Below are 13,913 nucleotides of genomic sequence, written 5' to 3' on the forward strand. Positions count from 1 at the left end.
CATTGTTATTAAGAATACGGATAGCACAATGACAGATAAGGGGAAAATGTATGGCCCATTTTAATTTTGATATTGTTCACTATCATCCTCAATTTGCTGAGCAAACGGTAAAAATGTGGAGAGATAGTAAAGAAAAAGCGATTGGACAAAAGGAAATGCACAGTTTTGAGGGTCATGTTTATTTTTTAAATCATATATTGTCAGCACACTATAAAATTGAATTAGCTTTAATAGATGAACAAATAGTAGGAATGATTGCTTATAATGCTGACGAAATTAGCCAGCTGTACGTTCATGTAGATTATCAAGGAGAAGGAATTGGACAGCGTTTACTCGAAAGAGCCAAAACAGAATCAAATGGAAAATTAACATTACGTACATTTGAACGAAATAAAAACGCCCAGCGATTTTACGAGAAGCACGGATTCAGTATTATAAAGAGAGGATGTGAAAATGAAGAGAAATTACCTGATATTACATACGAATGGACAAATAAATGAAAAATACGTAATTCTAATGAAGGAGAGGTTATTGTGAATAAGTTGGCGCATGAAACATAACAACGCTGCCTGTATGTTCGTGGCCCGCCTTTTACTAGTTTAGGATAGATGATTAATCTGACTATTAAAAGGAGGAGTTTAACATGATAACAGACAAACATTTTTTAAACGCTGTAAACAATACAAATATTGATTTTACTGGATGGGATTTTTCTGCTATCACTCAGACTGGTCGTATGGATAGTGACATACTTTCGTGGTCATATGGAAGTGAAGCTTTTCACCTTATTCAAAACGCTCACGCTGCTTTAGATATGGGAACAGGAGGAGGAGAGTTTTTATCTCTACTACAACCTTTCCCTCATGTTATGTATGCTACAGAAGGATATAAACCTAACGTTCCAATCGCTAAAAAACGTTTAGAACCGCTTGGTGTCAAAGTTGTTGAACGAACTGAAGACACAAATTTACCGTTTAAAGAGGGTACATTCAATTTGATTTTGAACCAGCATGAATCTTTTTGTGCTTCGGAAGTACGCCGAATTTTATCAACCCAAGGCACGTTCTTCACTCAGCAAGTGGGCGGGTTAGACTGTTCGCGAATTAATGAATGTGTAGGAGTTCCAATAAATAAAGAGTTTTCTAACTGGAATTTAAAGAAAGCAATAGAGGAGCTTAGACAAAGTGCTTTTAACATCGTCTTTTGCAAAGAAGAGTTTCCTGTACAGAGATTTTATGATATTGGGGCGTTAGTTTTTTATCTAAAAGCAATTCCTTGGCAAGTTCCTAATTTTGATGTAGAAACACATATCGAAGGATTGTATAACATACATGGCATTATACAGTCTCAAGGTTTTTTTGACGTAAAACAACATCGTTTTATTATCAAAGCTGAGGCAAAATAAATAGTGTAAGCTGATCATATATAAAAATCGGATCTCTAACTGGAGATCCGATTTTTATATATGAATGATGATTGTACATAAACGTTCTATTTCAGTTATGTAATGGAGCGTTTATGATCTTTAGTATGATTTTGTGATATACGAGAGTTTGTTAAAATGCATTCTAATGCTCTGTTAGTAATGGGCATAAAAAAATTAAGCAGCACGCCGCCTAAAAATACGGTTAATAACGTTCCGACACCAATTGGTCCGTTTAAAATCATTGCAGCTAGTAAAAATGTGAAGTAAATCAATGTTCTTGAAAGCAATAAATTTGTTTTAGCTAGTTTTTGTATGATTAATGTTAAGCGGTCAATTGGAATGGGTGCAAAGTTTGTATGTAAATAGGCTGAGGTTCCTACTCCTATGATAATTAAACCGATTCCAAAACAACATACTTTGCTGTACCAACTTTCGAACGTAACCCAGTTCTGTAATAAAAAAAGCCATACATCAATACCAAGACCCGTTATGAATGCTGTTAACAGTCCCAGTACTTCTGGCTTTTGTTTGCTTAAAAGGGCATTACCACAAATTAAAACACATGCAAGTATAATTTCCCAGCTTCCAACGCTAAGACCTACGTTTAGGGATAGTCCAACTAACAGTGCATCAAAAGGTGAAGCTCCTAGGTTGGATTGTATCGTCAAAGCAATTCCCAGAGTTAATAGTAAAATTCCTCCTACATAAACAACATATTTCACTGTAATCAGCTCCTTTATTCATTATTTTTTGTTGCAAATGCAACTATTTTAAGGTACATTAAACTTATATTATTTTTATTGTATTTGCAACAAAAATATGCACAAAGGAGACATTTATGAGTGAAATTCTGCGTGAAATTGGAATGATAGCAAGAGCATTGGATTCAATTAGTAATATAGAATTTAAAGAGTATGACCTGACAAAGGGGCAGTATTTGTATTTAGTGCGAATATGTGAAAATCCCGGAATCATTCAGGAAAAATTAGCTGAGATGATAAAAGTAGATCGAACAACAGCGGCTCGGGCTATAAAAAAGCTTGAAATGAATGGTTTTATTGAGAAGAAAGACGATCTCCACAATAAAAAAAATAAAAACCTTTTTCCCACTGAAAAAGGGAAGAACGTATATCCGTTTATAAAAAGAGAAAATGATTATTCGGATAAAGTGGCATTAGAAGGTTTTACCCAGGAAGAAGCAGATACCATTCTTAAGCTGGTTCAAAGAGTAAGAAAAAATATAGAAACAGACTGGGAGTTTGTCAAAAAAGGAAACAAGAGAAATTATTGATGATATAAAGGAGAGGCGCATGTCAGTGATGATGCATATAAAAAAGTGTACTCTTGAAGATGTAAAACACCTTCAAGATATTAGTTACAAAACATTCAATGAAACATTTAAAGATCAAAATTCACCTGAAAACATGAAAGCTTATTTAGAAAAAGCATTTACAGTCGAACAGTTAGAAAAAGAACTATCAAATACGTCCTCGCAATTCTTTTTTATGTATGTCAATCATGAAATTGCAGGTTATTTAAAGGTTAATACGGATGATGCTCAGTCTGAAGAGATGGGGAAAGAAGCGCTTGAAATTGAAAGAATTTATATAGGTAACAGCTTTCAAAAACAAGGGCTTGGTAAACATTTATTTAATAAAGCAGTAGAGATAGCAACGACACTTAATAAAAAGAAAATTTGGTTAGGCGTATGGGAAAAAAATGAAAATGCGATTGCTTTTTATAAGAAACAGGGATTTGTTCAAACTGGATCTCACTCGTTTTATATGGGAGACGAAGAACAAATAGACTTCATTATGGTTAAAACACTTTTATAGTTTTTTTAAGATAAATAAAGTACGATAAGGATTATTCACTAATTTAGCTGGTAGAGAATAATCCTTATTACAGAGATTTTATGAATTTTTTAAAGCTGATGCTCGCAGGGTAATACTCGTGGAAGCGTAATAGCTATCAAGATAATTCCTAGTGAGCTCTTTACGTGTAAGTAATTAACTGCATGCCATTGTTCAGCGGTTACATACATGAAAATCGAAAGGCTTGAGAACATGTTTGCCACCCATAAATAAATAAATAAATAAATAAATAAACTTTCCGTGCCAGACGCTCGTTATAATGTTAGCTTCTTTCGTTTTGGAAATCACATTTGCACCTCAACTTTATTCGAAATGATGACAAACTAATTAGATGTGTATCGAATTAGAAAGCTTAAAAAATGAACTTTTTTACGTTCATTTTAAAAAATAACGGGCCACATCTCTTTCGGATTTAACTCGTATTCTCCATTTTGCCTATACATAAAATGCTGCATAATTAACTCTCTGCGAATAGTTGCATAATCTTCATGGTATTTTTTTATATATTCATTTAATTCTTTTTCTGGATACCTTTTTCCATGCTGTAAATCACGTATTAAATAAGCTAATATCACGTTCTTTTTCTTTCTTTGGCTCGGAATGATTTTTAAAGTGCCATCACTATTTATAAAGTTTTTAACAATAGATAATTTATCTTTATCGTGTAATTGATTATCTTGATTTTCCATCACGTCATCTCCAATCCTCAAAATAGCCTTTGAGTTATATTCAAGCCTTTCAAGATTTAGATAAAAATAAATAATATTTCCTTGTCTTCTTTGATAAATGATTCCTACATCTCTTAGCTTTGAAATATGATGAGTAATAGTTGAAGGCTGCAACCCCAATTTGTAAGCAATTGCTTGCCCGTGAAGAGGTCCTTTTTTTAATAGTGAAATAATTCTAATTCTGGTCGGATCGCCAACGGCTTTATGGTAATTCACCAACTTATCCAATTGCATAGCTTAATACCTTCTTTCTTTAATTCGATATGCATCTAATTAGATATTAATCGAATTAGATGTATATGTCAAAAAAGTGAAAATATTTAATGTGATTACTTGTTACATTGCATATATATAAAATCTGCTCCACATGATCTTCAAACTTTTTTGAAAAAAGAGCCTGTTTCTTCGTATAATTTAACCATTATTTTTACCTGCTTTTTTATTATAAAGAAAAAGTTACCACGTTTTCATCAAATGATACCGGGGAACATATTCAAAGAGATAAATGCGGAAAGCTTAAAAATGGTGAATCAATTGTAAAAGGAAAACGTATTACAGCTTTTACAGACTCAGAAGAGAAAGATACAGCCTTAGATAAATACATGCCGTTTCTTCTTGAAACAAAACTTCGTGAGTTAGGCGCTGAGTTTATTGCAAAAGATAACTGGACGGATTACATTGAAGTGGATAGAAAGCTTTTAACAGGGCAAAATCCAAAATCTACAATCAGCCTAGCAAAAGAATTTGTACGTGCTTTAAATGCGTAAAAGTGTATAACCCTAATGTGGATGTCTCATAATTATTTGAGACATCCCTATTTTCTTTGGGGTGAAATAATAGGGGATTTTAGGGAATTAAAAAGGCGGCTATATATAAATAGCTACCTTTTAATTATTAGAAGATTTATTTCTGAAAATGTAGGTAGTAATTCCTGTTACAATTATAACAGCTACAATACAAATGATCAGACGCACAATCTGTGTCACAAGAATATTATCTGCAATGCTCATGTTTTTCGTTAGAATTAACGTTCCATAGGCAGCTAAAACAGATAGAAACATATTGACGATTCGTTGGGCCATGTTGTCATTACTCCTTTCGTTCCACTCCTTTACACTTTAACATATGTGTTCACTATAAAAAATATTGAATTACAAGTAGGTTATAAATAAGAACTCTAGTAAAAGAATCTACGTCAAAAAATAATTTTGTAATGTATTCATTGAGATTATATTAGCTGTTCCGACTAATCGGAGTACAAAGGAGGAAATGAGAGTTCTTCACTGGAATTTTAACATGCTTATATTACTTTTTAGGTAGGTGGAAAAATTTGTTTGGTGAATTAAAAAAGCTATTTATGGATAAAGATGATCTCGAAACAAATGACAAATACATTTCAGTCCCAGAGAGTGAAATGAATGAGAATTTAAAAAGAGATATAGTGAAGTTGGAAAGATTAGGAGAAGTATATAGTGAAAGTCTGCAAAAAAAATATAAAAGTAAATTTGAGCGTGATGGTAAGCGGAACTTAAAAATATGGGTGTGTAGAGATATTGATGGCGACCACATATCAAATCTAAGTTCAGAGCAGTGTCTAGAAAAAGAATACCGTTCTCAGGTTGCGATAAACTTTGAAGGTTTTACAGATGAAGAAGATGCATACATTTATTACATTCAATTGTGGTATTACTTTGGTGGTTATTTTAAAGGGTCAGGCGCTTTGTATGATCTGTCAAAAAATCATTTAGAAACTGATATTAAAGAAAAGGTGGAAGAAATACTTAAACAACAGTAACCACGGAAAACTGGTACGATTCTTTTCATCGTGCTAGTGGAGATCTGAAATGGGTATCTTTGCATACAATGCCGTATAGGACCGGCTAGGTCATAACCCCAGCTGATAAAGAAAATTATCGTATTTACGATGGACACTGTTGGGCTTACCGAGAAAAGTAATAATAACTATACAGTAAGGAGAAAACGAATGAAAAAGCATTGCTGCGATTATATGGATTATCATGCGAACTTTACATGTGACATTCATAGTGATCCATTTGAGTGTCCAGATAACTTTATTTTATTTAATCAAACAGACAACGAATACGGTTTAATTGTCCATGATGGCGGTTCGTCCATTATTGGGATTTCATTTTGTCCATGGTGTGGTACGAAGCTATGAATTAAGAAATGAAGAGGTATCTTTTGCTTTAGTACTGTTGATAAACGGTATTATGTAAACGAAAAACCTGTTGAATATGTAGCAGAGAAATAAAAAAGAAAATTATATGTTATAATACTTATAAATATCCAAATAAAGGAACTGGAATCTTTAATAGACTACGGGAGCGGTACTGGCTTAGTTAGCTTAGAATTGTCGGATTTAGTTGATTCTATTTTGTTGGTTGATTCATCTCAACAAATGTTGGAAGTTGCGAAAGCTAAAATTTTTCACAAAGGAATCACGAACTCAAAAGTCCTTTGTTCAGATTTCACTGAAGAAACCCCTGAATTCAAGGCAGATATAGTTTTAATGTCATTAGTCCTCCTTCATATCCCAGATACTAAAAAAATCTTACAAGAATTATTTGATATTTTAAATGATAACGGGAAGCTAATTATTGTTGATTTTGATAAAAATCTTAGCATTAGTCATCCGAAAGTTCACAATGGTTTTTTACATAATGAACTGAAAGAATTCTTAGCTGAAGTTGGGTTTAAATCAATAAAAATAAAGACCTTCCATCATGGTCATAAAATCTTTATGAATCAAGATGCTTCTATGTTTATTTCTAGCGGTATAAAGTAATTCTTCAATATAGGTGTCTGTAATTTTATAGAATTTATGATTGGGTGAAAGGCTTAATAATTTAGAGAATAAGAGCATTTTGGGAATTATATTATTGACAATAAAGGTTCCGTTAGAGCTAATGTATGTATTAATTCAATAAACATTAAAAAGGATCTTCCATTGAAGGTTCTTTTTTACGTTTATTTAACATCCACCATATTAAATAAACGTTTATATCCTATACAAGAATAGAATTACGATGACCTTTAAGTGTAAATCCTTTAATTACCATTTTAACAATAATATGTTATAATGTTTTAAAAATGGTGGTGTGACAATGAGCGAAAATAAAGAAGCGCCTGAAAAAAGAAGAGAGAGGCTGAAACAAGAAGAGTTAAACAAAAATCCAGCGGGGGATATTAATGATGCATTTAACAGAAATGAAGCCGGAAACCTATCTGGTTTAGCAGGCAGCTTAGGATGGAAGGGGCTAGGTATACTTATTGCTGTAATAATTATAGGTTTTATCGTGGCGTCCCTATTTTTAAAATAATATGAGGTTTATAAATTAAAAGTACTGGAGGAGTCATTTTGAAAAATTATGCAGTGTTTATTGGTAGTTTTATAGTGTTACTGTTTGCTTTTCAAATTGTTTCTGGGCTATTTCTTACACTTACATATGTACCTGAAACTTCACAGCATTTGAGTAGCTCAACGGTCAGTATTTTTTCTTTTAATTATCCATTTTTAAGTTCTATTATAGCGGCCACCTTTTCATTTATTATTTCAAACAAAGTATGTAAAGTTAAAAAGAGTACCTACAAATAATTAGGTGCTTTTTTTGTGTGCTAAGAACATTGATGACGGTATTGATTACAATAGTATTTTTTACAAGATTTCTATTTCCTTTTTATGGTATTGTATAGATGCGTATTCAGTACTGCCGAAAGAAGGGGATAATTAATGTTGCAATCACTGATTTTTGATATGGATGGAACGCTGTTTCAAACAGATAAAATTTTAGAATTATCGCTTGACGATACCTTTAACCATTTACGTGCACTCAATCAATGGGATACTGGTACTCCTATTGATAAGTATCGTGAGATTATGGGTGTACCTTTACCAAAAGTATGGGAAGCTTTATTACCTATTCATTCAGATGAAATAAGAAAGTATACGGATGACTATTTTTTGAAAAGCTTAGTGGAGAATATAAGAAAAGGGAAAGGTGCTTTATATCCCAATGTAAAAGAGGTTTTTAGCTATTTAAAAGAAAATAATTGTTCCATTTACATAGCAAGTAACGGTTTAAAGGAATATTTAGAAGCTATTGTAGAACATTACAATTTGAATAATTGGGTAACAGAGACATTTAGTATCCAACAAATCCAAACCCTCGATAAAGGAGATTTAGTCAAAACGATTATAAAGAAATATGATATTAAATACGCAGCCGTAGTGGGAGACCGTCTATCTGACATAAATGCTGCAAGGGATAATAGTTTAATGGCAGTGGGGTGCAATTTTGATTTTGCTCAAGAGGGTGAGCTTGCGCAGGCTGATGTGGTAATAGATGATTTGAAGGAATTAAAAACTATTGTATCTAACATAAATAGTAGCTTGTCAATCTAATAGACTGATCCTCGAACATAATCATTATAGATGGTTAATGTCGCAATTTTATTAAGAGAATAAATTTTTTATATGCTATGTAAAAGGATAGGCCTTTAAAGGGCTATCCTTTTAATTTACCTTACAGTATTGGAATCCACTTGATTTTGAATCTTCACTGCAGTTTCTGCTCCGTCAATGAACTCACACATATATAGACCTAAATCTACTGAAGTTGAAACATAAATAATGAGCGGTTCCCCTGCAATTTAAAATGTTTACATAATCTTTTCTTGTCATTAATAAATGGTTTACAATCCTGAGCTATGCTTAGGTTAAGATTTCCAAAATAGTTTTATATTAAAAATAATTCTATGAGAAAGGAGATTTTTGATTATGACTTCGCATATGATTCGTAAATCTGATAGCGCTCACTTATGTATTAGGGGGTATAAGATAAAATTGACACTCAGCCAGTGGAAGCTTGTAAGCACTCCGAGATAATGGTTAACCCAACTATAAAAAGAGGAAAACCTCCATCTTAATTTAGATGGGGTTTTTTGCATTTCTTTTATTAACCTTTTAATTAGCTAACTATTTAGACTTTATAATAAAAAAGACTAATAAAAGTTAAAAAATGTAATAAAAAAGAGGAATATTATTTAAGTGAAATTAAAATAAAGCACAACTAAATATGCATTTTTTAAATGTTTTACCACTTTTTATTGACCATAAAAATTTAAAAGAATTAAAATAAATATAAAGTAAGTGATTACTTACATTTTAAAATTGTTTTGTAGGAGGATGAATATTTTTAATGTATAGTTTAAGTTTTCAAAAGGTGGACGAGGCGAATGAAAAAGTTGGAGCAAAAGCTTTAAACCTTATAAAAATGAAAAGAAAAAATTTACCGATTCCAGATGGGTTTGTTATTCAAACGGAAGCTTTAAAGCGATATATCGAATGGAACGGGATTGATCGTCAAACGGATAATATACACGAGAGAATTTTACACGGGGAAATTCCTATTGAAATTGAATCGGATCTCATAGAGGCATTTCGAAACCTAAAGTGCTCTTATACGTCAGTAGCTGTTCGTTCATCATCTAGTGCTGAAGATTTAGAAGGTGCATCTTTTGCTGGCCAGTATGAAACCTATCTTAATGTGAAAAGTACCGAGGATTTTTTGAGTAAAGTGAAAGCGTGCTGGGCCTCATTTTTCACTGAAAGAGTCGAACAATATACTCAAAATATGTATGCTGATTTTGATGAAGTTTCAATGGCAGTTGTTGTTCAAGGGTTAATTGAGTCCGAAACATCGGGAGTCATATTCAGTCAAAACCCCGTCACTCATAATACAAAAGAAATGATGATTAATGCCAGCTATGGACTAGGAGAAGCAATCGTATCGGGCTTAGTAACACCTGATGTTTACCTGGTTAATAAACAAACCTTTGAGATAGAGAAAGAAAAAGGGCTAAAGGAAGTAAAAATAATTCCACTTGTTGAAGGCGTTGAAGAAATCGAAACAACGGAAGATGAGCAGCAAAGGTTTTGTTTAACAGACGAGAAAATCATTGAATTGACCGAAATAACAAAAGAAGTAGAAGCTCTTTACCAACATCCCGTAGACATAGAGTTTGGTGTTCAAGACAATCAAGTATATCTATTACAGGCAAGAGCTATTACCACATTAACAGAGGCCAAAGAATTAACTCCTTTCCAAAAAGATATATCTTTAAGTTTCGAGGATATGGAAGAGTTTTGGATTTTAAATGACACAAGTTTTTCTCATGCTGTTAGTCCATTGTACGCTTCATTTATTATTCCGGCATTTTCTGAAGGAACAGCTTCTAGTTTTCAAAAGTTAAACTTTATATTTAATAGACTTAATTTAAAAGTGTATAAAGGACATATCTATACAAGAACGGAGCTTTTTAAAGGAGATTCTGATAAGAGAAGCCAAGAACATAAGGAATTAATGGAAAGTATTTATCCAGTCTTAACAAAGCGAATGAATCAAATTATTAAGGAACAATTTTTACCTTACTATGACAAATTAGATAGCTCTACCTGGGAAAATCTCAACCTTCAGAGAGGAAAAGAGATTCTTCAAAGTTTGACTGATTTTTATAAAACGGCATATGATTTGCATTTTGACATTGTTATGCCTCAAATGTCTTTAAATACTATAGTTGAAGAATACTATAAAAACCTTACAAATAAAAAATCCGGACATGATGTTTATGAGCTATTGACTGGGAAAATGAACAAATCGTTGGAAACGGATCAACAACTTTCTAGACTTGCTTTAACAGTTAAAGGCGATGCGGAACTTACTAAGATCTTTCAAGAAGAATGCACAGAAACTTTATTAAAGAAATTAGAGGGAAATAAAGCAGCAAAAAGCTTTATGGCTGAAGTAGATACTTTTCTAAAACAGTATGGATATCGAAGCGTTGTAAGTCACGATTTTGTAGGAGAAACTTGGCTAGAGAACCCTCTTCACGCATTGTCCCTTATTCAAGGATATGTTAATGACGGTTACAACTTTGATGAGAATTTCAAACAGACGGTCAAGAAACGTGAACAGAACTATAATGAGTTTCTGGAACAGATAGCGGATAGCAAACACAAAGAAGAGTTTGAAAAATATTATCAGTGGGCATTAGATGCATCCGTTATAAGAGATGACCATCATTTTTATATCGATGCAATGTTGGATGCAAAAGCCCGTTTATTCCTACTCAAGCTAGGTAATTTACTAGTTAATCATCATGTTTTTCTAGTGAAAGAAGATATTTTCTTCTTATATCTTGATGAGCTAGAGTCTCTTTTAGAAAATCCAGTAGACATGACAGAATTAATTGAGAAGCGTAAAAAAGAACACGCAGAACATGAGCAAATGTCTAATTTGCCTAGATACTTCGGCGTCCCTGAACCAGCTCAGCTGAAAGAAGCTGAGAAATATATGGGAGCTATTGAGGAAAATGACGCTAACAGCGAACATTCTATTAAAGGGTTAGCCTCTTCCTCGGGAACATATACCGGAAAAGTAAAAGTCATTTCAAATACGAAGGAATTTTCCAAGCTGGAAAAAGGTGATGTTTTAGTATGTAAGACCACTACTCCACTTTGGACTACTTTATTTCAGACTGCGGGGGCTGTTATTACTGACGCTGGAGGTATTCTTTCTCATTCGGCAATAATTGCACGTGAATATGAAATTCCTGCAGTGGTTGGTACGAAAATAAGTACGGATAAGCTAAAAGATGGCGATATTGTTATGGTCGATGGTACAAATGGAATTGTCACGCGCTTAAATGAATAAATAATTCTCTTCGATTCCATTTGACAACAGCTCTTTTTCCTTTATATACTGCCTAATGGAAAGTAAATACTTACATTCAGGAAGCATAAAGGATGATTAACATGAAAAAAGATGAAACAAAAAGGAAGATAACAAAAGCTACAATAGAACTGCTTAAAGAAAAAGGCTATAAAGGTACTACCACTAGAGAAATTGCAGAACAAGCTGGCGTTAATGAATTGACTGTTTTTCGCCACTTTGGCAATAAAGAAGGCATTATTCAAGCTATTGTCAAAACAACAAGCTTTTCACTTGAGATCTTTGATAAATCAATTGAATGGGAGCTTGAAAAAGATTTGACGAATTTCGGTTACCTGTTACTAAAAGACTTTGATAATAACCGAGACATGATTTCAATTGCTTTAAAAGACCCTTTAATTTTCTCACAGGCGCACGAAGAAATTATAAAAAAAATTAATGATGCGAAAGAAATACTAAAAGAATACTTTGAAGAAATGCAAAAGAAAGGATATATCAAAGAATTAGATTGCTGTACACAAGCGGAGCTTTTCCTAAGTACGTATTGGGGATATTTTATGTATAAACTAAATTTTGGAGACAAAGCCTTACATGCAGATTATCAAGATATGATAAAAAACAGTATAAAAACGTTTATAAAAGGAATTTCTGTCCATTAAAAGGAGGCAATAATGTTTGGGTAAACATAAAGAGCTTATCTTGATTATTTCATTACTAATTGGGACATTTCTTGTACCAATAAATTCGACAATGATTGCCGTTGCTCTATCAACCATATCAGCTCATTTTAATGAACCACTTGCAAATATTTCTTGGGTAGTAACTATTTATTTAATTGTAATGGCTGTTACTCAGCCTATCGCTGGAAAGCTAGGAGATCTATATGGGAACAGAAATATCTATTTATGGGGCGTAGTGTTCTTTCTTATAGCATCTTTAGGCTGTATATTTTCAACTAATCTCATTTCCCTTATTATCTTTCGATCACTGCAGGCAGTAGGAGGAGCTTTACTTACTCCAAACACTATAGCAATCATTAGATATGTGGTACCAAAAGAACGACTCCCTAAAGTTTTAGGTATATTTGGAATGGGGATGGGTTTGGGTGCTGCAATTGGACCTTTACTAGGGTCTGTACTGCTTGAAAACTTCAACTTGGAAGCTATATTCTGGGTCAACGTTCCTTTTCTTTTCTTAGCTTTAATCAGTGGAATAGTGATGATTCCTAAATTTAATGTTAAAAAGCAAACAAGTACTTTAGATATTCAAGGCTCCATTTATTTAGCAATTAGCATTTCTTTATTGATCTTGTTGACACACGGTATGGAATTTACTAAGGCTTTAATAATGGGAATAATATTTATTCTATCTACAATCTTGTTTATCAAAAGAGAAAATACGGCAGAAAACCCGATTATCGATTTTTCTTTATTTAAAAATTCCACCTTTACAAGCGCTAATTTATCTATTATGCTTAGCAATTTTGTTATGTATGTGATTCTGTTAATTATGCCTCTGTTGATGAAGTCTCAATTTCACTTATCTACAGCGCAAACAGGGCTTATTTTATCGGTTTTTTCGATTTCAATGTCTTTAAGCGGCTGGATAGGAGGATTATTAAACAATAAGTTTAGTTCTAAAAAAGTTATTGGATTTTCTTTTGCTATGATCCTTTTCTCCAATATTGTCTTTCTATCCTTAGAGAGCGTTGGATCTATTCTTTTTCTTATAGTGGCTTTAATTATTGGAGGTTTTTCTACGGGAGTAGGTTTAACAAGCATGCAGGTTGCCTCGCTTGACTCCGTAAGTAAAGAGCAATCAGGCACAGCATCTGGCATTTACTCAACGTTTCGCTATTTCGGAAGTATTATTTCGTCCACGCTTATTGCTCTCGTTACAAGCTATAACTACATCTTTATTATTTTAGGGATATCAGGGATAGTAGGTTTACTAGTAGCTAGAAGCATTAAATCTAGTAGCCAAGATGTAATAAGCAGCAATAATTCTAGTGCAAAAGCATAGTCGGTTTTTATAAAGCTGCTGGTTATATATACGATTTACTAATTAATCGATAAAAAATAAGTAATGCTTCTGAAATAGGAGCATTACTTATTTTTTTGCTTAAAAATCTTAG

General features: G+C 32.8%; 16 protein-coding genes. 13 read left to right on the plus strand and 3 right to left on the minus strand.

The window, feature by feature from the left end:
- Window positions 1-50 precede the first annotated feature (50 nt).
- Entirely contained in the window at window positions 51-500 is a 450-nt protein-coding gene (locus LIS78_RS08195; RefSeq protein ID WP_209151319.1) for a GNAT family N-acetyltransferase, read from the plus strand.
- 143 nt (window positions 501-643) lie between these two features.
- Window positions 644-1,405, plus strand: a complete 762-nt coding sequence (locus LIS78_RS08200; protein WP_209151320.1) for a methyltransferase domain-containing protein — start codon at window positions 644-646, stop codon at window positions 1,403-1,405.
- Window positions 1,406-1,500: 95 nt separating this feature from the next.
- Here the strand turns inward: LIS78_RS08200 and LIS78_RS08205 are convergent, their stop codons facing one another.
- Window positions 1,501-2,148 (minus strand): YczE/YyaS/YitT family protein, encoded by a 648-nt coding sequence (locus LIS78_RS08205; protein ID WP_195780620.1) that lies wholly within the window; start codon window positions 2,146-2,148, stop codon window positions 1,501-1,503.
- A 116-nt stretch (window positions 2,149-2,264) separates the two neighbouring features.
- Here LIS78_RS08205 and LIS78_RS08210 point away from each other — a divergent pair, with 116 nt between their 5' ends.
- Together LIS78_RS08210 and paiA are read left to right on the plus strand one after the other, a co-directional pair.
- Complete coding sequence (locus LIS78_RS08210; protein ID WP_013056339.1) at window positions 2,265-2,717, plus strand: MarR family winged helix-turn-helix transcriptional regulator; 453 nt, start codon at window positions 2,265-2,267, stop codon at window positions 2,715-2,717.
- Between the two features lie 19 nt (window positions 2,718-2,736).
- Window positions 2,737-3,261: a spermidine/spermine N(1)-acetyltransferase gene (gene paiA, locus LIS78_RS08215; RefSeq protein WP_209151321.1), complete on the plus strand. Its 525-nt coding sequence runs from the start codon at window positions 2,737-2,739 to the stop codon at window positions 3,259-3,261.
- A 419-nt stretch (window positions 3,262-3,680) separates the two neighbouring features.
- On the opposite strand, the gene LIS78_RS08220 is transcribed toward paiA, so the two are convergent.
- A complete protein-coding gene (locus LIS78_RS08220; RefSeq protein WP_195780617.1) occupies window positions 3,681-4,262 on the minus strand; it encodes a DUF2087 domain-containing protein in 582 nt (193 codons plus the stop codon).
- 368 nt (window positions 4,263-4,630) lie between these two features.
- Between LIS78_RS08220 and LIS78_RS08225 the strand changes: the two genes are divergently transcribed.
- On the plus strand, window positions 4,631-4,795 hold the full coding sequence (locus tag LIS78_RS08225) for a type 1 glutamine amidotransferase family protein (protein WP_245210670.1): 165 nt from the start codon (window positions 4,631-4,633) through the stop codon (window positions 4,793-4,795).
- 120 nt (window positions 4,796-4,915) lie between these two features.
- On the opposite strand, the gene LIS78_RS08230 is transcribed toward LIS78_RS08225, so the two are convergent.
- On the minus strand, window positions 4,916-5,110 hold the full coding sequence (locus tag LIS78_RS08230) for a hypothetical protein (protein ID WP_209151323.1): 195 nt from the start codon (window positions 5,108-5,110) through the stop codon (window positions 4,916-4,918).
- A 248-nt stretch (window positions 5,111-5,358) separates the two neighbouring features.
- On the opposite strand from LIS78_RS08230, the gene LIS78_RS08235 reads away from it, so the two are divergent.
- The 8 genes from LIS78_RS08235 (at window position 5,359) to LIS78_RS08270 (ending at window position 13,801) form a co-directional block, all read left to right on the plus strand.
- Window positions 5,359-5,823, plus strand: coding sequence for a hypothetical protein (locus LIS78_RS08235; RefSeq protein ID WP_195780615.1), 465 nt, complete (start codon window positions 5,359-5,361; stop codon window positions 5,821-5,823).
- 189 nt (window positions 5,824-6,012) lie between these two features.
- Window positions 6,013-6,207, plus strand: coding sequence for a DUF6980 family protein (locus tag LIS78_RS08240; RefSeq protein ID WP_195780614.1), 195 nt, complete (start codon window positions 6,013-6,015; stop codon window positions 6,205-6,207).
- A gap of 111 nt (window positions 6,208-6,318) precedes the next feature.
- The gene (locus LIS78_RS08245) at window positions 6,319-6,834 is read left to right on the plus strand and encodes a class I SAM-dependent methyltransferase (RefSeq protein WP_434092358.1); all 516 of its coding nucleotides are present in this window, start codon (window positions 6,319-6,321) and stop codon (window positions 6,832-6,834) included.
- A gap of 319 nt (window positions 6,835-7,153) precedes the next feature.
- Entirely contained in the window at window positions 7,154-7,369 is a 216-nt protein-coding gene (locus LIS78_RS08250; protein WP_209151325.1) for a DUF6366 family protein, read from the plus strand.
- A gap of 410 nt (window positions 7,370-7,779) precedes the next feature.
- A complete protein-coding gene (locus LIS78_RS08255; RefSeq protein WP_252284959.1) occupies window positions 7,780-8,451 on the plus strand; it encodes an HAD family hydrolase in 672 nt (223 codons plus the stop codon).
- A gap of 796 nt (window positions 8,452-9,247) precedes the next feature.
- Window positions 9,248-11,761: a PEP/pyruvate-binding domain-containing protein gene (locus LIS78_RS08260; RefSeq protein ID WP_252284960.1), complete on the plus strand. Its 2,514-nt coding sequence runs from the start codon at window positions 9,248-9,250 to the stop codon at window positions 11,759-11,761.
- A gap of 92 nt (window positions 11,762-11,853) precedes the next feature.
- Window positions 11,854-12,438, plus strand: coding sequence for a TetR/AcrR family transcriptional regulator (locus LIS78_RS08265; RefSeq protein WP_252284961.1), 585 nt, complete (start codon window positions 11,854-11,856; stop codon window positions 12,436-12,438).
- Between the two features lie 16 nt (window positions 12,439-12,454).
- On the plus strand, window positions 12,455-13,801 hold the full coding sequence (locus LIS78_RS08270; protein WP_195780608.1) for an MFS transporter: 1,347 nt from the start codon (window positions 12,455-12,457) through the stop codon (window positions 13,799-13,801).
- Window positions 13,802-13,913: the final 112 nt, after the last annotated feature.

It is taken from the genome of Priestia megaterium, from assembly GCF_023824195.1.
Classification (GTDB): domain Bacteria; phylum Bacillota; class Bacilli; order Bacillales; family Bacillaceae_H; genus Priestia; species Priestia megaterium_D.

Coding starts and splice junctions, on each gene's coding strand:
- LIS78_RS08195 (WP_209151319.1), top strand. CDS start 51: ATGGCCCATTTTAATTTTGATATTGTTCACTATCATCCTCAATTTGCT.
- LIS78_RS08200 (WP_209151320.1), top strand. CDS start 644: ATGATAACAGACAAACATTTTTTAAACGCTGTAAACAATACAAATATT.
- LIS78_RS08210 (WP_013056339.1), top strand. CDS start 2,265: ATGAGTGAAATTCTGCGTGAAATTGGAATGATAGCAAGAGCATTGGAT.
- paiA (WP_209151321.1), top strand. CDS start 2,737: ATGTCAGTGATGATGCATATAAAAAAGTGTACTCTTGAAGATGTAAAA.
- LIS78_RS08220 (WP_195780617.1), bottom strand. CDS start 4,262: ATGCAATTGGATAAGTTGGTGAATTACCATAAAGCCGTTGGCGATCCG.
- LIS78_RS08225 (WP_245210670.1), top strand. CDS start 4,631: ATGCCGTTTCTTCTTGAAACAAAACTTCGTGAGTTAGGCGCTGAGTTT.
- LIS78_RS08230 (WP_209151323.1), bottom strand. CDS start 5,110: ATGGCCCAACGAATCGTCAATATGTTTCTATCTGTTTTAGCTGCCTAT.
- LIS78_RS08240 (WP_195780614.1), top strand. CDS start 6,013: ATGAAAAAGCATTGCTGCGATTATATGGATTATCATGCGAACTTTACA.
- LIS78_RS08250 (WP_209151325.1), top strand. CDS start 7,154: ATGAGCGAAAATAAAGAAGCGCCTGAAAAAAGAAGAGAGAGGCTGAAA.
- LIS78_RS08255 (WP_252284959.1), top strand. CDS start 7,780: ATGTTGCAATCACTGATTTTTGATATGGATGGAACGCTGTTTCAAACA.
- LIS78_RS08260 (WP_252284960.1), top strand. CDS start 9,248: ATGTATAGTTTAAGTTTTCAAAAGGTGGACGAGGCGAATGAAAAAGTT.
- LIS78_RS08265 (WP_252284961.1), top strand. CDS start 11,854: ATGATTAACATGAAAAAAGATGAAACAAAAAGGAAGATAACAAAAGCT.